The organism is Streptomyces malaysiense, assembly GCF_000980885.2.
GTDB classification, from domain to species: Bacteria; Actinomycetota; Actinomycetes; order Streptomycetales; family Streptomycetaceae; genus Streptomyces; species Streptomyces malaysiense.
Window position 1 is genome coordinate 14,619 of record NZ_LBDA02000035.1, and the last position, 18,465, is coordinate 33,083.

The 18,465-nt window shown below is 71.6% G+C and carries 14 protein-coding genes; 6 read left to right on the plus strand and 8 right to left on the minus strand.

Going from position 1 to position 18,465, the window contains the following annotated elements:
- Positions 1 to 10: 10 nt before the first annotated feature.
- The 4 genes from VT52_RS15980 to VT52_RS15995 are packed head-to-tail and all read right to left on the minus strand — an operon-like array spanning position 11 to position 3,539.
- On the minus strand, positions 11 to 730 hold the full coding sequence (locus VT52_RS15980) for an ABC transporter permease subunit (RefSeq protein WP_046418699.1): 720 nt from the start codon (positions 728 to 730) through the stop codon (positions 11 to 13).
- A 10-nt stretch (positions 731 to 740) separates the two neighbouring features.
- A complete protein-coding gene (locus tag VT52_RS15985) occupies positions 741 to 1,652 on the minus strand; it encodes an ABC transporter ATP-binding protein (protein WP_046418702.1) in 912 nt (303 codons plus the stop codon).
- Positions 1,649 to 2,557, minus strand: coding sequence for a membrane protein (locus VT52_RS15990; RefSeq protein WP_046418705.1), 909 nt, complete (start codon positions 2,555 to 2,557; stop codon positions 1,649 to 1,651). Before VT52_RS15990 ends, VT52_RS15985 begins: the two co-directional genes overlap by 4 nt.
- Complete coding sequence (locus VT52_RS15995) at positions 2,547 to 3,539, minus strand: ABC transporter ATP-binding protein (RefSeq protein ID WP_046418706.1); 993 nt, start codon at positions 3,537 to 3,539, stop codon at positions 2,547 to 2,549. The genes VT52_RS15990 and VT52_RS15995 overlap by 11 nt, the downstream gene beginning before the upstream one ends.
- Positions 3,540 to 3,784: 245 nt before the next feature.
- Here VT52_RS15995 and VT52_RS16000 point away from each other — a divergent pair, with 245 nt between their 5' ends.
- The 5 genes from VT52_RS16000 (at position 3,785) to VT52_RS16020 (ending at position 9,024) form a co-directional block, all read left to right on the plus strand.
- A complete protein-coding gene (locus tag VT52_RS16000; protein WP_046418707.1) occupies positions 3,785 to 4,627 on the plus strand; it encodes a M24 family metallopeptidase in 843 nt (280 codons plus the stop codon).
- Positions 4,624 to 6,381: an SDR family oxidoreductase gene (locus VT52_RS16005; protein WP_046418708.1), complete on the plus strand. Its 1,758-nt coding sequence runs from the start codon at positions 4,624 to 4,626 to the stop codon at positions 6,379 to 6,381. Before VT52_RS16000 ends, VT52_RS16005 begins: the two co-directional genes overlap by 4 nt.
- A gap of 180 nt (positions 6,382 to 6,561) precedes the next feature.
- Entirely contained in the window at positions 6,562 to 7,110 is a 549-nt protein-coding gene (locus VT52_RS16010) for an RNA 2'-phosphotransferase (RefSeq protein WP_046418710.1), read from the plus strand.
- A gap of 42 nt (positions 7,111 to 7,152) precedes the next feature.
- Positions 7,153 to 8,055, plus strand: coding sequence for an LLM class flavin-dependent oxidoreductase (locus VT52_RS16015; protein ID WP_046418711.1), 903 nt, complete (start codon positions 7,153 to 7,155; stop codon positions 8,053 to 8,055).
- Positions 8,056 to 8,154: 99 nt separating this feature from the next.
- Positions 8,155 to 9,024, plus strand: a complete 870-nt coding sequence (locus VT52_RS16020) for an HAD-IIB family hydrolase (RefSeq protein WP_046418713.1) — start codon at positions 8,155 to 8,157, stop codon at positions 9,022 to 9,024.
- A 135-nt stretch (positions 9,025 to 9,159) separates the two neighbouring features.
- On the opposite strand, the gene cydD is transcribed toward VT52_RS16020, so the two are convergent.
- From cydD to hisC, 4 genes are all read right to left on the minus strand, one after another.
- Positions 9,160 to 12,690 (minus strand): thiol reductant ABC exporter subunit CydD, encoded by a 3,531-nt coding sequence (gene cydD, locus VT52_RS16025; RefSeq protein ID WP_046418714.1) that lies wholly within the window; start codon positions 12,688 to 12,690, stop codon positions 9,160 to 9,162.
- 59 nt (positions 12,691 to 12,749) lie between these two features.
- On the minus strand, positions 12,750 to 13,754 hold the full coding sequence (gene cydB, locus VT52_RS16030; RefSeq protein WP_046418717.1) for a cytochrome d ubiquinol oxidase subunit II: 1,005 nt from the start codon (positions 13,752 to 13,754) through the stop codon (positions 12,750 to 12,752).
- Between the two features lie 15 nt (positions 13,755 to 13,769).
- Positions 13,770 to 15,278: a cytochrome ubiquinol oxidase subunit I gene (locus tag VT52_RS16035; protein WP_046418719.1), complete on the minus strand. Its 1,509-nt coding sequence runs from the start codon at positions 15,276 to 15,278 to the stop codon at positions 13,770 to 13,772.
- Between the two features lie 389 nt (positions 15,279 to 15,667).
- The gene (hisC, locus tag VT52_RS16040) at positions 15,668 to 16,747 is read right to left on the minus strand and encodes a histidinol-phosphate transaminase (RefSeq protein WP_046418720.1); all 1,080 of its coding nucleotides are present in this window, start codon (positions 16,745 to 16,747) and stop codon (positions 15,668 to 15,670) included.
- Between the two features lie 429 nt (positions 16,748 to 17,176).
- On the opposite strand from hisC, the gene VT52_RS16045 reads away from it, so the two are divergent.
- Positions 17,177 to 18,289 carry a LacI family DNA-binding transcriptional regulator gene (locus VT52_RS16045; protein ID WP_078967094.1) on the plus strand — a complete coding sequence of 371 codons (1,113 nt, stop codon included), beginning with the start codon at positions 17,177 to 17,179 and terminating at the stop codon, positions 18,287 to 18,289.
- Positions 18,290 to 18,465 lie beyond the last annotated feature (176 nt).

Sequence of the window (18,465 nt, forward strand, 5' to 3'; positions counted from 1 at the left end):
CCCGCGGCCCCTACTCCTCCCCCGCCAGCTTCAGCGAGCGCAGCTTCTGCCCCGCGTACCAGGTGGCCAGCACGGTCACCACGACCAGCAGCACCACCGCCGTCGTCAGCCCGACGTCGGAGGTCACCAGGTCGCCCCCGGTCACCTTGTGCGCGACCGCGAGCGCCCACTGCTGCACGCTCAGCGTGCGCGCGCCCGGCACCAGGGAGCCGAACAGCGCCTCCCAGACCAGCGCGTACACCAGGCCGAAGACGACCGCGTGCCGGGACACCGTGCCGAGCAGCAGGAACAGCGCGGAGTAGGCGATGGAGGCCACCAGCGCGGCCACCGTGTAGGCGACGGCGATCTGCTGGCCGTTGCCGTTGAGGATCAGCCCCGCGATCATCGTGGGCACCGCGGAGAACACCATGGTGACCGCGATGGCCACGATCAGCTTGGTGAAGATGATCGTCGGCCGCTTCAGGGGTTTGGCCAGCAGATAGACGACAGAGCCGTCATCGATCTCCGGACCGATGGCGCCCGTACCGGCGATGACGCCGATGATCGGCACCATCGTGGCGATCGCGAACCCGCCGAGCACGTCGGCGGCCGTCTGGTCGTCCGCCCCGCTGAGGGCGCGCACGGCCACGGCGATCACGATGAGCAGCAGCGGCAGCGCGCCGAGGATGAGGGCCCGGCGACGGCCGAGCAGGGCCCGGTAGGTGAGCCGGGCGACTGTGGGGTCGTACATCTTCGGCCTCCTACGCCGCGACCAGGTACGAGAAGACGGACTCCAGGGACTCGTCCGACGGCGAGACCGTGAGCAGCCGGATGCCGTGGTCCCTGGCGACCTTCGGCAGCAGAGTGGTGAAGCGGCCGAAGTCGACGGCCTGGACGCGCAGCGCGCCCTCCGTGTGGTCGACCTCGATGCCGGCGGTGGACGGGTCGGCGATCAGCGCCGCCGCGAGGGCCCGGTCGTCGCTGGAGCGCACCAGGTAGCGGTGCGGGCGGTCGGTCATCAGGCGGCGGATCTTGCGGTAGTCGCCGCTGGCCGCGTGCCGTCCGGCGACGACGACCTCGATGTGCCGGGCGAGCTGCTCGACCTCCTCCAGGATGTGCGAGGAGAACAGCACGGTGCGGCCCTCGTCGCCCATCCTGCGCAGCAGGTCCATCAGCTGCATGCGCTGGCGCGGGTCCATGCCGTTGAACGGCTCGTCCAGCAGGAGCAGCGACGGGTCGTGCACCAGGGCGCTGGCCATCTTCACGCGCTGGCGCATGCCCTTGGAGTACGTGGCGATCCTGCGGTCCTGCGCGGACTCCATCTCGACGGTCGCCAGGGCCCGCTGGGCGGCCTTGTCGCCGAGGCCGTGCAGCTCCGCGTTGGCCACGACGAACTCGCGCCCGGTGAGGAAGTCGTACATCGCCTCGCGCTCGGGGACGATGCCGATGTGCCGGTAGATCTCCTCGTTGCGCCACACCGGCCGGCCGTCGAGCGTGACCGAGCCGGTGGACGGGGCGAGGAAGCCGCCCATCATGTTGATCAGGGTGGACTTCCCGGCGCCGTTGGGGCCGAGCAGGCCGGTCACGCCGGGTCCGATGGTCATGGTGATGTCGTTGACGGCGACCACGTTGCCGAACCAGCGGGAGACGTGGTCGATGCTGAGGGTCGTCACAGTCCCACCTTCTTGTAACGGCGCACCAGGAGGCCGTAGCTGCCGGCGATCAGTGCGAGGGCGACGAGGACGTAGACGATGCCCTCGCCGGTCGAGGGAGCGACCCCGCCGGGGTTTCGGGCGGTGGCGCCGAGGAAGGCGGACTGCACGCCGTCGATCAGGGTGACCGGCGAGAACAGGCCGATCCACGGGATGGCGCCGGAGTGCCCCCGGACCTCCGCGATGGCCTGGAGGGTGGAGACCGCCCCGTAGGTGATGACCAGTACGGCGATCACGGCGGCGATGCCGAAGCCGCGGCGCGGGGTGACGGCGGCGATGACCAGGCCGATGCCGGCGAAGAGCAGGGAGAGCAGGGCCACGGAGACCAGTCCCTCGGCGAATTCCTTCGTCTGGTGGGCGAAGCCCAGCTTGGACAGCAGCGCCCCCAGGTACATCACCAGCAGGGGGGCCGCGGTCAGGATGAAGACCGCCGAGGCGAGCGCGGCGAACTTGGCGCGCACGTAGTCGGCGGTCTCGATCGGCCGCGAGAAGTACAGCGGGACCGTCTTGAAGCGCAGGTCGCGGGAGACGGCCTGGGGCGCCTGGGAGGCGACGTACAGACTGATGACGGCCTGGAGCATGATCGCGTACCGCGTGTAGGCGACCGGCAGTTCGTGCGCCTTGGTGGCGACGGCGACGGCGACCATGATGGCGGCGGGCACGCACATGACCGCGAACAGCAGCATGGGCAGCACCTTGGACTTCACCGAGCGGCCGAGGCCGTAGGCACCGCGCAGGGACTGCGAGTACAGGGAGCGGCGGGCGTAGGCGCGACCGAGGCGCGGGCCGTCGTAGCCGCGGTAGCCGATGTCGTGGATCCGGGTCGTCTCGCCCGGGGGCGGGGTCAGGTGCTGCTCAACCGCCATGGCCGACGGCCTCCTTCCGCTGCTCGTCACCGCGGTGGCCGCTGCCTTCGGCGGTGTCGGTGGTGAAAACCTCGGAGATGTGGTGCCGGCGCTGCTCCATGCGGACCAGGCCGAGCCCGAGATCCGCGACCACGTCGCGCACCAGGTCGTACGTCTCCTCGCCCGCGGCGGTCAGCAGCAGGATGTGGCCGGCGCCGGGCAGGCCCGCGCCCTCGTGGTGGGTCTCCACCCCGCGTCCGCGCAGCGCGTCGCGGACCGCGGCGGTGCCGTCGGGGTGGGTGTCGCTGTCGGTGACCTCGATCGCGAGGGTGGTCGTGGTCTGGGTGAAGTCGGTGGTGGAGCTGGAGCGCAGCAGCTTGCCGCCGTCGATGACGACCACGTGGTCGCACGTCCGCTCCAGCTCGCCCAGCAGGTGCGAGGTGACCAGGACGGAGATGCCGAAGTCGGTGTGGACACGGCGGATCAGGCCGAGCATCTCGTCGCGGCCGACCGGGTCGAGGCCGTTGGTCGGCTCGTCCAGGAAGACCAGCTTGGGGTCGTGCACCAGGGCCTGCGCGAGCTTCACGCGCTGCTTCATGCCGGTCGAGTAGCCGCCGATGGGGCGGTAGCGCTCCTCGTAGAGGCCGACATGGCGCAGGGTGTCCGCGGTGCGCTCGCGCGCGGCCGTGGGCGGGAGCCCCGACATGCGGGCCATGTGCACGACGAACTCGGTCGCCGAGACGTCCGGCGGCAGGCAGTCGTGCTCCGGCATGTAGCCGACCTGTTCGCGGATGGCGGCGCCCTCGGTGGCGATGTCCATGCCCAGCACCCGGGCGTTGCCCTCGGTGGCGGGGGACAGCCCCAGCAGGATTTTGATCAGGGTGGACTTGCCGGCGCCGTTGGCTCCGACGAGTCCGGTCACCCCGGGCCCGATGTCCACGGACAGCCGGTCGAGCGCGGTCACCCGGGGGAACCGCTTGCTCAGGCTTTCGGTCGCGATCACAGTCACCCACCGAACGGTAGTGATCCCGGCCACGCCGGTCGTCAGACCACAGAGCCGTCTTCGGGTCCGACCCAGGTATTACAGACCCTAGGGGCCGCCCCTCCCCGAGGGGCACCCGGAGTTGTCCCGGAGCCGCGCCCCCGCCTATTGACGCGAACTCTAACAACTGCCAGATTCTCCTCTGTCAAGTTACGAACGCGTACCGGAGCCGAGGCGAATCGGCCGGGACCACGGGACGAGGCGGCATGACGACGGCAGTGAGCAGTGAACTCCCCACCGAGCTGCGGGGATTCAGAAAGGTGCAGCGCCTCGCCTACGAGTGCGCGGAGGCGGTCGCGGCGCGCCTGGAGCCGGGCGTGACCGAGCGCGAGGCCGCGCGGATGCAGCGGCGGTGGCTGCGCGAGCGTGGGGTGCGGGACTGGTTCCACCTGCCCTTCGCCTGGTTCGGGGACCGTACGGCGTTCACGGACTTCCGGATCCCGCTCCAGTTCTTCCCGACCGACCGCGAGCTGGCGCCCGGCATGCCGTTCATCCTGGACATGGCCCCGGTGTTCGAGGGATACACGGCCGATGTCGGCTACTCGGGGTCCCTCGGGGGGAACCCCGTGCAGGACCGGCTGATGGCCGACCTGGAGGCGCACCGGGAGCTGATCCTGCGCGAGGTGCGCGAGCGGCGTCCGCTGCGCGAGATATACGAGGACGTGGAGCGGCTGATGGCCGGCCAGGGCTATGCCAACCGGCACCGGGCCTACCCCTTCGGTGTGATCGCCCACAAGGTGGACAGGGTCGCGCAGCGCCGCTGGTCACCCCATGTCTTCGGGTTCGGCACCCGGTCCCTCAGGGGCCTCGCCTCGGACGCGCTGCACGGCCATCGTGAGGGCTGGTCGCCGCTGTGGTCGCCGTACCGCTTCTCGGACCACCCGCCGCGGCCGGGTCTGTGGGCGGTCGAACCGCATCTGGGCTTCCGGGGCACGGGGGCGAAGTTCGAGGAGCTGCTCGTGGTCACCGACTCGAAGGACCCGGAGCAGAGCGCGTTCTGGCTGGACGACGAACTGCCGCACGTGCGGCGCTGGGCGGAGGAGAAGTGACGACCCTTGCGGGTGCGCGCGAGCGCACGGTACGGACCGGCGGCATCGAACTGTGCGTGGCCGAACTGGGCGACGCGCGGCAGCCGACGGTGGTCCTGGTGCACGGCTATCCGGACAGCAAGGAGGTGTGGTCCGAGATGGCCCCGCGCCTCGCGCGGCGCTTCCACGTGGTGCTGTACGACGTCCGGGGCCACGGCCGCTCCACGGCGCCGCGGCCGTTGCGCGGCGGCTTCACGCTGGCCAAGCTCACGGACGACTTCCTGGCCGTGGTGGACGCGGTGAGCCCGGACCGCCCGGTGCACCTCGTCGGCCACGACTGGGGCTCGGTGCAGTCCTGGGAGTTCGTCACGGTCGGCCGCACCGAGGGCCGTATCGCCTCCTTCACCACCATCTCCGGGCCCTCCCTCGACCACTTCGGGCACTGGATCAACGACCGCCTGAGGCGTCCGACGCCCCGCCGGGTGGCCCAGCTCCTCAGCCAGGGCGCCAAGTCCTGGTACGTGGGCATGCTGCACACCCCGGCCCTGCCGGAGCTGGCCTGGCGCGGGCCGCTCGGCAAGCGCTGGCCGAGGATCCTGGAGCGGGGCGAGGGCATCCCCGCCGGCGACTACCCGACCGCTTCCCTGACCGACGACGCGGCCCACGGCGCCTGGCTGTACCGGGACAACGTGCGGCCGCGACTGGCCCACCCCCGCCCGGACGCGTTCGCGCACGCGCCGGTGCAGCTGATCACACCCGAGGACGACGCGTTCCTCTCCGAGCGGCTCTACGACGACCTGGACCGCTGGGTGCCCCGGCTGACCCGGCGCACGATCCCGGCCGGGCACTGGGCGCCGCGTACCCGGCCGGACCAGCTGACCGCCTGGATCGAGGAGTTCGTGGGTTCGGTGGAGGGCGGCCACCCCGAACCGACGGCGAGCGGGCCCCACTCGGCGCGGTTCGGCGGGCAGCTGGTGCTGATCACCGGCGCGGGCAGCGGCATCGGCCGGGCGACGGCCTTCGCGTTCGCGGAGGCGGGCGCGCGGCTGGTGGCCGTCGACCGGGACGCGGAGGCGGCGGCCCGCACCGCGGAACTCGCCCGGCTGATCGGTGCGCCGGAGGCATGGGCCGAGACGGCGGACGTCTCCGACGAGCAGGCCATGGAGAAGCTGGCCGAGCGGGTCCACCGCGCGTACGGCGTGCTGGACGTGCTGGTCAACAACGCGGGCATCGGCCTGTCCGGCTCCTTCTTCGCCACGACCACCGAGGACTGGCGCACGGTCCTCGACGTCAACCTCTGGGGTGTGATCCACGGCTGCCGGCTCTTCGGGGCGCGGATGGCCGAGCGGGGCCAGGGCGGCCACATCGTCAACATCGCTTCCGCCGCCGCGTTCCAGCCCTCCCGAGTGCTGCCCGCCTACAGCACCTCCAAGGCGGCGGTCCTCATGCTCTCCGAGTGCCTGCGCGCGGAACTGGCGTCCCGGTCCATCGGCGTCACGGCGATCTGCCCCGGCATCGTCAACACCAGCATCACGTCGACGGCGCGCTTCGCAGGGGCCGACGAGTCCGAGGAGCGCCGCCTGCGGAAGAGCTCCGCCCGCCTGTACGGACTGCGCAACTACCCGCCGGAGAAGGTGGCTTCGGCGATCCTGGACGCGGTGGTCCACAACCGCCCGGTGGTCCCGGTGACCCCCGAGGCGCGGGGCGCGCACCTCCTGTCCCGGGTACTGCCGGGGGCGCTGCGCCGGCTGGCGCGGGTGGAACCGAAGGTGTGAGCCGGGTGGGGGCGTTGGGGACGATGGCCCTCAACGCCCCCTATCGGCAATTCAGTTGTCCACAACTCCGCGGATTTCCCTGTGGATAACCGGGGCCGCCTGTGGATCAAACCTCTCCCGCGAAAACCACCTGCGTGATCCGCGTCTCCCGCGCACCCTGGATCCATGAACGAAGAGCAGGTGGGCGAAAGACGTACGGTCAAGGTCTCGAAGTACCTCTCCCGGCACCTCCGCCACCAGCCGGCCCGCATCGGCCTCACCCTCGACCCGGCCGGCTGGGTGGACATCGACGCCCTGATCACCGCGGCGGCCGAGCACGGCTTCCCCTTCACCCGCGAGGAACTCGACCGGGTCGTCGCCACCAACGACAAGCAGCGCTTCACGATCGAGGGCACCCGGATCCGCGCCAACCAGGGCCACAGCATCTCCGTGGACCTGAGCCTGCCGCCGGCCACCCCGCCGCCGTACCTCTACCACGGCACCCACCCCCGCGCCCTGGAGTCCATCCGGGCCACCGGTCTGAAACCCATGAACCGGCATGCCGTGCACCTCTCCTCCGACCGTGGCACCGCCACCCGTGTCGGTGCCCGCCGGGGCCGCCCGGTCGTCCTCGTCGTCGACACGGGCGCCATGCACCGCGACGGCCATGTCTTCCACGTCAGCGCCAACGGCGTCTGGCTGACCGCCGCCGTGCCCCCGCGCTATCTGTGCTTCCCGGGCCCCCGCTGACCCCGCCGACCCCGCCTCGCCCCACCGCTTACCCTCGAACGCATGAGTCTGCGTCTGAGCACCGTGATCCTGCCCCACCGCCGCTGGCACGAGGGCGGCCGTGCCACCTGGGTGCGCGCCGAGGAACTGGGTTTCCACACGGCCTACACCTACGACCACCTGTCCTGGCGCAGCTTCCGTGACGGCCCCTGGTTCGGTGCCGTCCCCACCCTGACCGCCGCCGCGGCCGCCACCGAGCGAATCCGCCTCGGCACCCTGGTCACCTCACCGAACTTCCGCCACCCGGTGACCCTCGCCAAGGAACTGATCTCCCTGGACGACATCTCCGGCGGCCGGATCACCCTGGGCATCGGCGCCGGCGGTACCGGCTTCGACGCCACCGCCCTCGGCCAGGACCCGTGGACCCCGCGCGAGCGCGCCGACCGGTTCGCCGAGTTCGTGCCGCTGCTCGACCGGCTGCTCAGCGAGGGCGCGGTGACGCACGAGGGACGCTTCTACTCGGCGGACGAGGCGCGCAACATCCCGGGCTGCGTCCAGCGCCCCCGGCTGCCGTTCGCCGTCGCCGCCACCGGCCCGCGCGGGCTGAGACTCGCCGCGCGCCACGGCCAGGCGTGGGTGACCACGGGCGACCCGAAGCTGTACGAGACGGGTACCCCGGAGCAGTCGGTGGAGGCGCTGCGCGGCCAGCTCGCCCGGCTGTCCGACGCCTGCGCGGAGGCCGGCCGGGACGCCGCCGGCATGGACAAGGTCCTGCTCACCGGCTTCACCCCGGACCGCGGCCGCCCGCTCACCTCGCTGGACGCGTTCGTGGACTTCGCCGGCCGCCACCGGGACCTCGGGTTCACCGAGATCGTCCTGCACTGGCCGATCCCGGACTCCGACTTCGCCGCGGACGAGAAGATCTTCGAGCGGATCGCCATGGAGGGCCTCGCCCAGCTGGGCTGACGCGCTCCCCGTGGCCGGCAGGGCCCCCGGAGCGTCATCTGTGTCTCATCTGTGCACAGTTCCGCACGCCCGTGCGGGCATATGCGCGAGAATGACCGGATGACCTCAGCGACCAGGCAACCCGGGACCCCCGCCGCCGCGATCCGGCCGCGGCTGATCGCCACCGACCTCGACGGCACCCTGCTGCACGACGACAAGTCGGTCTCCCCGCGGACCGTCGCCGCCCTGGCCGCCGCCGAGCAGGCGGGCGTCGAGGTCTTCTTCGTCACCGGCCGCCCGGCCCGCTGGATGGACGTCGTCAGCGACCATGTCCACGGCCACGGCCTGGCCATCTGCGGCAACGGCGCCGCCGTGGTCGACCTGCACGGCGGCCCCGGCGCCCACCGGTTCACCAAGGTGCGCGAGCTGGCCCGTGCCAACGCCCTGGACGCCGTCCGGCTGCTGCGCGAGGCCGCGCCCGGCACGGTGTTCGCGGTCGAGCAGACCTACGGCTTCCACCAGGAGCCCGCCTACCCCCGGCTGCACATGGAGGTGCCGGGCCACCGGATGCCCGCCGAGGAACTGCTCGCGCCGGACGGCCCGACCGCCGCGCAGCCCGTGCTCAAGATCCTCGCCCATCACTCCGCCCTCGACCCGGACGCCTTCCTCACCCTGGCCCGCCTGGCCGTCGGCGAGCGCGCGGCGGTCACCCGCTCCAGCCCCAGCGCCCTGCTGGAACTCAGCGGTCCGGGGGTCTCCAAGGCCAGCACGCTCGCCCTGTGCTGCGCCGAGCGGGGCATCTCGCCCGAGGAGGTCGTCGCCTTCGGGGACATGCCCAACGACATCGAGATGCTGACCTGGGCCGGGCAGTCGTACGCCATGGGCAACGCCCACCCCGACGCCGTGGCCGCCGCCTCCGGCCGCACCGCCGCCAACACGGAGGACGGCGTGGCGATCGTGATCGAGCGCCTGCTCGCCCAGCGCGGCTAGGGTCTTTCGTTCGGATCAGGCCGGGGGACACGGTCAGGGAGACACGGCTGGGGGCGGGTGGGCACGGCCGCTACGGCACCGTCCGCCGCAGCACTGTCCGCCGAGGCACCGTCCGCCGACGACGCCTCGGGGACGTCACCCCGCTCCCACCAGCGATTCCGCCTCCGCCTCGCGGCGCGCCATCTCGCGCAGCGGGCCGTCCACCGCGGCGAGTTCCGCGTAGGTTCCCCGCTGCACGACGCGGCCCGCGTCGAGCACGAGAACCTCGTCGACCTCGTCGAGACCGGCGAGCCGGTGGGTGATCAGCAGCGTCGTACGGCCCTCGGTGGCGGCCAGCAGATCGGCGGTGAGGGCGTCGGCCGTCGGCAGGTCCAGGTGCTCGGCCGGCTCGTCGAGGACCAGCACGGGGAAGTCGGCGAGCAGCGCGCGAGCCAGTGCGAGGCGCTGCCGCTGGCCGCCGGACAGCCGCGCCCCGTGCTCGCCGACCAGCGTGTCCAGGCCGTCGGGCAGGCCGTCCACCCAGTCGAGCAGCCGGGCCCGCGCCAGCGCCCCGCGCAGCTCGGTCTCGGTGGCGCCCTTCCTGGCCAGCAGCAGGTTCTCGCGCACCGAGCTGTCGAAGAGATGCGCGTCCTGGGCACAGAGCCCGACCAGCCGCCGCACGTCGTCGCCGGACAGCTCGCAGGCGTCCACCCCGGCGAGGGTGTAGGAGCCGGAGCACGGGTCGAGGAAGCGCAGCAGCACCTGGGCGAGGGTCGTCTTGCCGGAGCCGGATGCGCCCACCACGGCGATCCGGCGGCCCCGCTCCAGCGTCAGGCCGACCCCGGCCAGCGCCTCCCCGCGCTGCCCCTCGTGCCGCGCGGTCAGCCCCTGGAGGACCACCGGGAACGGCGTCGCGGGCGCCGGCCGGGGCCGCTCCGGCTCGCGCACCGGCTCCGGGGCGTCCAGCACCTCCCGCACCCGCTCCGCGCTGCGCCGTACCCGCTGCCGGTGACGGACGGCGAGCGGCATCCCGAGCACGGCCTCGAACGCGGCCAGCGGGGTGAGGACGACGACGGCCAGCGCGACACCGCCGAGCCGCCCGGCCGCCACCGCCTGGACGCCGAACAGCGCCATGACCGTGACGGTGAGGCCGGAGACCAGCGCGGTGAGCCCGTCGCCGAGGGCGGTGACGGCGGCGGCCCGCGAAGCGATCCGGGTCAGCGTGCCGTCCGCCCGCCGGGCCGCGTCGGTGCGGGCGGGCAGCGCGCCGGCCACGGTCAGCTCGGCGGTGCCGGTGAGCAGATCGGTGACGCGGGTCGCCAGTTCGCCGCGGGCGGGTGCCAGCCGGCGCTCGGTGCGCCGGGCCGCGGCCGCGGTCACCAGGGGCACACCGGCCCCGGCCGTGAGCAGGCCCACCGCGAGGGCGGCGCCCGCCTCGGGAAGCAGCCAGGCCATGAAGCCGACGGTCGCGCCGGAGACGAGCAGGGCGACGGAGGCGGGCAGCAGCCAGCGCAGCCAGTAGTCCTGGAGTTCGTCCACGTCCGCGACCAAGCGGGTCAGCAGATCACCGCGGCGGGCGTCGCGCAGCCCGGCGGGCGCCAGGCGTTCGAGCCGCCGGTAGACCGCGACCCTGGTGTCGGCCAGCATCCGCAGCACGGCGTCGTGGGAGACCAGCCGCTCGGCATAGCGGAACACCGCCCGCCCGATCCCGAACGCCCGCGTCGCCGTCACGGCGACCATCAGATACAGCACCGGCGGCTGCTGCGAGGCCCGCGAGATCAGCCACCCCGAGGTCGCCATCAGCCCCACGGCGCTCCCGAGCGCGAGACTCCCCAGCACCAACGCCAGCACCAGCCGACCCCGCCGGGCCCCGGCCAGGCCGCGCACCCAGCCGAGGACGCCGCGGGTGCGGTCCGGCGTGCTGTGCGGCGCGGGCATCGGCAGCGGCTCGGAGGGTGTGGCAGACGGCGCCTCGGGCCTGACGCCCGGTTCCCCGAGCCCTTCGGCCGGGGCCGGCGGTCGTGCCCCGGTCCCGCCTTCCTGTGCCGGGTTCCGGGTCACGGGCTCCAGCCGTACGACCCGGTCTGCCACCTCCAGCAGCGCGGGCCGATGCACGACCACCAGGACCGTGCGGCCCACCGCGAGCCGCCGCACCGCAGAGACGACCTCCGCCTCGGTCACCCCGTCCAACGCCGCCGTCGGCTCGTCCAGCACCAGCAACGGCCGATCCGACAGAAACGCCCGCGCCAGCGCCAACCGCTGCCGCTGCCCCGCCGAGAGCCCCGCCCCGTCCTCCCCGAGCACCGTGCCGGCGCCCTCCGGCAGCGCGGCCACGAACTCCCACGCACCCGCGTCCCGCAAGGCCCGCCGCACCGCCTCGTCGTCCGCCGAGGGCCGCGCCAGCCGTACGTTCTCCGCGATCGTCCCGGCGTACAGGTGCGGCCGCTGCGGCACCCACGCGATCCGCGACCGCCACTGCGCCAGGTCCAGCTCGGCGAGATCGGCACCACCGACCCGCACCCGGCCCGCGGCGGGCCGTACGAACCCCAGCAGCACGTTCAGCAGCGTGGACTTGCCCACCCCGCTGGGCCCGACCAACGCCACGGTCTCCCCGGGCTCGACGGTGAAGGACACCTCGCTCACCGCGTCCGCGGACCGCCCGGGATACCGCACCGTGACCGACTCGAAGGCCACGGCCCCCGACGGCACCGCAGCGGTCCCGGACACCGGCACCGGCGTCTCCAGCACCTCGAAGATCTCCTCCGCCGCGGCCAGTCCCTCCGCGGCCGCGTGGTACTGCGCCCCCACCTGGCGCAGCGGCAGATACGCCTCCGGCGCCAGCACCAGGATCACCAGCCCGATGTACAGATCCATGTCGCCGTGGACCAGCCGCATGCCGATCGTCACGGCCACCAGCGCCACCGAGAGCGTGGCCAGCAGCTCCAGCGCGAAGGAGGAGATGAAGGCGATCCGCAGGGTGCGCATGGTCGCCTGGCGGTACTCACCGGTGATCCGCCGGATGGAGTCGGCCTGCGCCTTGGCCCGGCCGAACACCTTCAGCGTGGGCAGTCCCGCGACCACGTCCAGGAAGTGGCCTGACAGCCGGGACAGCAGCCGCCACTGCCGGTCCGTCCGCGCCTGGGTGGCCCAGCCGATCAGCATCATGAACAGCGGAATGAGCGGCAGGGTGCCGACGATGATCGCCGCCGACACCCAGTCCTCGGTGACGATCCGCGCCAGCACCGCCACCGGCACCACCACCGCGAGCCCCAGTTGCGGCAGATAGCGCGAGAAGTAGTCGTCGAGGGCGTCGACCCCGCGCGTGGCCAGGTTGACCAGCGAGCCGGTGCGCTGCCCGCCGAGCCACCCGGGACCGAGTTCCGCAGCCCGCTCCAGCAGCCGCCCCCGCAGCTCGGACTTCACCGCCGCGCTCGCCCGGTGGGCGGCACGTTCGGTGAGCCAGGCGATCAGGGCCCGCCCCGCGGACACCGCCACCAGGAGCAGCAGGGGAGTGGTCAGTTCGGCCAGGGAGCGGCCGTGCTGGAAGGCACCGACCACCACCTCGGCGACGAGCATCGCCTGGGCGATGACCAGCCCGGCGCCGACGGCGCCCAGGGCGACGACCGCCACCAGGAAGAAGCGAGTGGCGCGGGCGTACCGCAGCAGACGAGGATCGACTGGTTTCACGTGAAACAGGCCCTTCGGTCCAGAGGGTGCGTTTCACGTGAAACACACCCCCGACGGACTCAGTGTGCGGTTTCGGCGATGTGCTGCGTGCCGATCCGCTTGCGGAAGACCCAGTAGGTCCAACCCTGGTAGAGCACCACCAGCGGGGTGGCGATCACCGCGAGCCAGGTCATGATCTTCAGGGTGTACGGGCTGGACGAGGCGTTGCTGACCGTCAGGCTCCACTCGCTGTTCAGGGTGGACGGCATGACGTTCGGGAAGAGCGACAGGAAGAGCATCGCCACGGCCGCCACGATGGTGAGTCCGGAGAGGCTGAACGCCCATCCCTCGCGCCCGAGCTGGTTGGCGACGAGCGCGCCCACCAGGGCGACGGCCGCCACGACGAGGGCGATGAGGCTCTTGCCGTCACCGCTGTCGGCCTGCGTCCACAGCAGGAAGCCCACCGCCAGCACGGCGGCGACGAGACCGGCCCACAGGGCCAGCTGCCGAGCCCGCACCCGGATGTCCCCGATGGTCTTGAGCGCCGTGAACACCGCCCCGTGGAAGATGAACAGCGTGAGCGTCACCAGCCCGCCGAGCAGGGCGTAGGGGTTGAGCAGGTCCCAGAAGCTGCCGACGTATTCGAAGTGCTGGTCGATCTTGACGCCCCGCACGATGTTGCCGAAGGCCACGCCCCACAGGAACGCCGGGAGCAGGGAGGACCAGAAGATCGCCGTCTCCCAGTTGCGCTGCCAGTTCTCCTCGGGCCGCTTCGCGCGGTACTCGAAGGCGACGCCCCGCACGATCAGGCAGACCAGGATGGCCAGCAGGGGCAGATAGAACCCGGAGAAGAGCGTGGCGTACCAGTCGGGGAAGGCGGCGAAGGTCGCGCCGCCCGCCGTGAGCAGCCACACCTCGTTGCCGTCCCAGACGGGCCCGATGGTGTTGATGAGCACCCGCCGCTCGGCCCGGTCCCGGGCCAGCAGCTTGGTGAGGATCCCGACCCCGAAGTCGAAGCCCTCCAGGAAGAAGTAGCCGGTCCACAGGACGGCGATCAGGACGAACCAGACGTCGTGAAGTTCCATGACTGTCCCCTCGGCCTAGTACGAGAAGGCCATCGGCCGGTCGGCGTCACGGGTGTCGCCGCCGATCTTCGTGGGCGGGTTGAGGTCGTCCTCGGTCAGCTCGGGCGGCCCGGCCTTGATGTACTTGGCGAGCAGCTTGACCTCGACCACCGCGAGAACCGCGTACAGCGAGGTGAAGACGATCATCGAGGTGAGGACCTCGCCCTGGGAGACACCGGGGGAGACCGCGTCCCGGGTCTGGAGCACGCCGTAGACGACCCACGGCTGACGGCCCATCTCGGTGAAGATCCAGCCCCAGGAGTTGGCGATCAGCGGGAAGGCCATGGTCCAGGTCGCGATGCGCCAGTACCAGGGCGTCAGCGTGGTGCCCAGCGCCTTCTTGCGGAACAGCACCAGATGCGGCACCTCGTCCTCACCGACCCGCAGATGCTCCGGCAGCATGAACTTCTTGCGGGTCAGCCAGAGTCCGGCCAGACCGATGGCGAAGGACGCCATCCCGAACCCGATCATCCAGCGGAAGCCCCAGAAGGCGACGGGGATGTTGGGCCGGTAGTCGCCGGGTCCGAACTGCTGCTGCTCGGCCTTGTTGACGTCGTTGATCCCGGGGACCTCCGACGTGAAGTTGTCGTTGGCGAGGAAGGAGAGCAGGCCCGGTATCTCGATCGCGACCGTGTTGTGGCCCTTCTCCACATCGCCGTAGGCGAAGATCGAGAACGGCGCCGGCTTCTGGCCGTCCCACAGCGCCTCGGCGGCGGCCATCTTCATCGGCTGCTGCTTGAACATGACCTTGCCGAGGGTGTCGCCGCTGACCGCCGTGAGCATGCCGGCGATGACCACGGTGATCAGACCGAGCCGCAGCGAGGTCTTCATCTCGCGGATGTGCTTCTTGCGGGCCAGGTGGTAGGCGGAGATGCCGACCATGAAGGCACCGCCGGTCAGGAAGGCGGCGGCCAGCGTGTGGAAGGCCTGGCTCAGCGCGGTGTTCTGGGTGAGCACCGCGAGGAAGTCGGTGAGCTCGGCGCGCCCCCTGGCCTTGTCGATCTTGTAGCCGACCGGGTGCTGCATCCATGAGTTGGCCGCGAGGATGAAGTAGGCCGACAGGATCGTGCCGATCGAGACCATCCAGATGCAGGCCAGGTGGATCTTCTTCGGCAGCTTGTCCCAGCCGAAGATCCACAGCCCGATGAACGTGGACTCGAAGAAGAACGCGATCAGGGCCTCGAAGGCGAGCGGGGCGCCGAAGATGTCACCGACGAAGCGCGAGTAGGCGGACCAGTTCATGCCGAACTGGAACTCCTGCACGATGCCGGTGACCACGCCCATCGCGATGTTGATCAGGAAGAGCTTGCCCCAGAACTTCGTCGCTCTGAGGTACTTCTCCTTCTCCGTGCGCACCCAGGCCGTCTGCAATCCGGCCGTCAGGGCGGCCAGGGAGATCGTCAGCGGGACGAACAGGAAGTGGTAGACGGTCGTGATGCCGAACTGCCAGCGCGCCAGTGTCTCCGGCGCCAAAGCCAGGTCCACGTCGTCACTCTCCTTACTACGCCGTGGTACTGCGGCGATTCGCCCCGACTGTCACCTACATACGGGGCAAACGGGACGCGCTTGTGAACGCGTTCACATTCACAAGCCATTATGGCGCACTGGTTTTCGGCCAGGAAGTCCGGGGGCGCCCCCTTGCCCCGGAGTCAAGATCCGGGCGGCCCCCCGGGTGTCCCTCCGATGGGACCGCAGGGCGCACATGGACCTCCGGAAGACGGGTAACTCCCGCCCCTGGCCTGGGAGTTACCCGCCATACCCGTCGTTTCACGTGAAACGGGCGCCCGGCAGAGCCGGACGCCCGTGATCTCCTCCGGCGTGAGCCGGATTACAGCTGTTCCGTGAACCGGTCGACAGCCAGTGAGTGAGCTGGGTCACATCTCCTTGTGAAAGGCCTCCGAGACCTTCAGGAAGATGTCGTTCGCCTCGGTCTCGCCGATCGTGACCCGGACCCCCTCGCCCGCGAACGGCCGGACCACGACGCCGTGCTCCTCGCAGGCCCCCGCGAACGCCGTCGTACGCTCCCCCAGCCGCATCCACACGAAGTTGGCCTGGGTCTCCGGCACCGTCCAGCCCTGGGCCCGCAGCGCGTCGACCACGCGGGTGCGCTCGCAGACCAGCGAGCCGACCCGGCCCAGCAGCTCGTCCTCGGCCCGCAGCGAGGCGATCGCCGCCTCCTGCGCCAGCTGGCTCACGCCGAACGGCACCGCCGTCTTGCGCAGCGCGGCGGCCACCGGCTCATGGGCGATCGCGAAACCGACGCGCAGCCCGGCGAGGCCGTACGCCTTGGAGAAGGTCCGCAGGACGCAGACGTTGGGCCGCTCCCGGTACAGCTCGACGCCGTCGGGCACCTCGGGGTCGCGGATGAACTCACGGTACGCCTCGTCCAGCACCACCAGGACGTCCTTCGGCACCCGGTCCAGGAAGCGCTCCAGCTCGGCCCGCCGCACCACCGTGCCGGTCGGGTTGTTCGGGTTGCAGACGAAGATCAGCCGCGTCCGGTCGGTGATCGCCTCCGCCATCGCGTCCAGGTCGTGCACGTCACCGGGCGTGAGCGGCACCCGCACCGACCGGGCCCCGCTGATCTGCGTGATGATCGGGTACGCCTCGAAGGACCGCCAGGCGTAGATCACCTCGTCGCCCGGACCGCTGGTGGCCTGGATCAGCTGCTGGGCGACGCCGACCGAGCCCGTGCCGGTGGCCACGTGGGAGGCCGGCACCCCGAAGCGCTCCGCCAGCTCCTCCGTCAGGGCGGCGCACGCCATGTCCGGGTAGCGGTTGAAGGAGGAGGCGGCCGCGGTCACGCTCTCCAGCACGCCGGGCAGCGGCGGGTACGGGTTCTCGTTCGAGGACAGCTTGTAGGCGACCGGTCCGTCGGACGCGGCCGGCTTGCCCGGCTTGTAGGTGGGGATACCCTCCAGCTCGGCGCGCAGCTTGGGGCTCGTCTCGCTCACCGCAGTCCTCCTCGCGACCACCGGCGGACCGTCGACGCCGCCGGCTTCCAATACTGCTCACCATATGAGGATTCGGCTGCCCTGAGTACTGGCCGTGGGCAAAGCTCCCGGGCCCGCAGCCACAACAGGGGCATCACCGGGCATCACCCCATGAAGGCGGATCTTTCGGGGGCGCGCCGTACATATATCTATGCGCCGGTGGCTCGCGCCGTAGCGCGCATCACCCGTGCAGGTGAGTTGAGACCTCTTCGAAACATCGGGCCATTGGCAGGCTCATGCGCGCCGTCACGCTATGTCTTGCTAAGAAAGCGCTCAACTACCTTTCATTCGCAGGTAGTTAACGCAGTATCACCATGCAGAAACGTGCCTGTCAACGAGTGCATATGCGTCCGCACTACCCCACCGCATGAGCCCTACTATCGGCTCGCCATGACAGCAGCAGGGAAGCACCAGGTGAGCCGCGCGGAAACCTCACGTCGAGGCAGCCGGCCGGGCCGGGCGGGCATCAGGGACGTGGCCGCCGCCGCCGGGGTCTCCATCACGACCGTCTCCGACGCCCTCAACGGCAAGGGCCGGCTCCCGGACGCCACCCGGCGCCATGTCCGCGAGGTCGCCGACCGGCTGGGGTACCGTCCCTCGGCCGCCGCCCGCACCCTCCGTACCGGCAAGTCGGGTCTGATCGGCCTGACCGTGACCACGTACGGGGATGAACCTTTCACCTTCACGGAGTTCGCGTACTTCGCCGAGATGGCGCGGGCCGCCACCTCGGCGGCGCTGGCCCGGGGCTACGCCCTGGTCATCCTGCCCGCGACCTCCCGCCACGACGTGTGGTCCAACGTCGCCCTCGACGGCACCGTCGTCATCGACCCCTCCGACCAGGACCCGGTGGTCAGCGAGCTCGTCCGCCAGGGCCTGCCCGTCGTCTCCGACGGCCGCCCGGCGGGCGCGCTCCCGGTCACCGCCTGGGTGGACAACGACCACGAGGCCGCCGTCCTCGGCATCCTCGACCATCTGGCCGCCGCCGGTGCCCGCCGTATCGGGCTGCTCACCGGCACCTCGACCGACACGTACACCCATCTGTCGACCACGGCCTATCTGCACTGGTGCGAGCGGGTCGGCCAGGACCCGGTCTACGAGTCCTATCCGGCGCACGACCCGTGCGCGGGCGCCGTCGCCGCCGACCGGCTGCTCGCCCGCCCCGACCGGCCCGACGCGGTCTACGGGCTGTTCGACCCCAACGGCACCGATCTGCTCGCCGCCGCCCGCCGCTACGGGCTGCGCGTCCCGGACGATCTGCTGCTGGTGTGCTGCAGCGAGTCCACCGTGTACGCCAGCACCGAGCCGCCGGTCACGACTCTGTCGCTCAAGCCGCGCCGCATCGGCACGGCCGTCGTCCAACTGCTCATCGACGCCATCGAGGGTGTGGAATCGGAGCAACCGGTCGAGCAGGTCATACCGACCGAGCTGATCGTGCGCACGTCCTCCCAGCGGCGGCCCCCGCGCACGACGGTCAGCCCCCCACGGTCCCCGGACGACACGTAGGACGGGCCGCGCGGCGGCGCGGGGGGTGTCCGAGGACGGCACGGACAGCGTTCGGCGGCGTCCCCGGACACCGTTCGGCCGCGGCGCCGCGCGGGCCGCACAGCGCCGGCGGTCCCCCGACCATCGGCGAACACCTGCCCAAACGGGGCGAAAGCCGCGGCGAAGCGGAGTCTTGT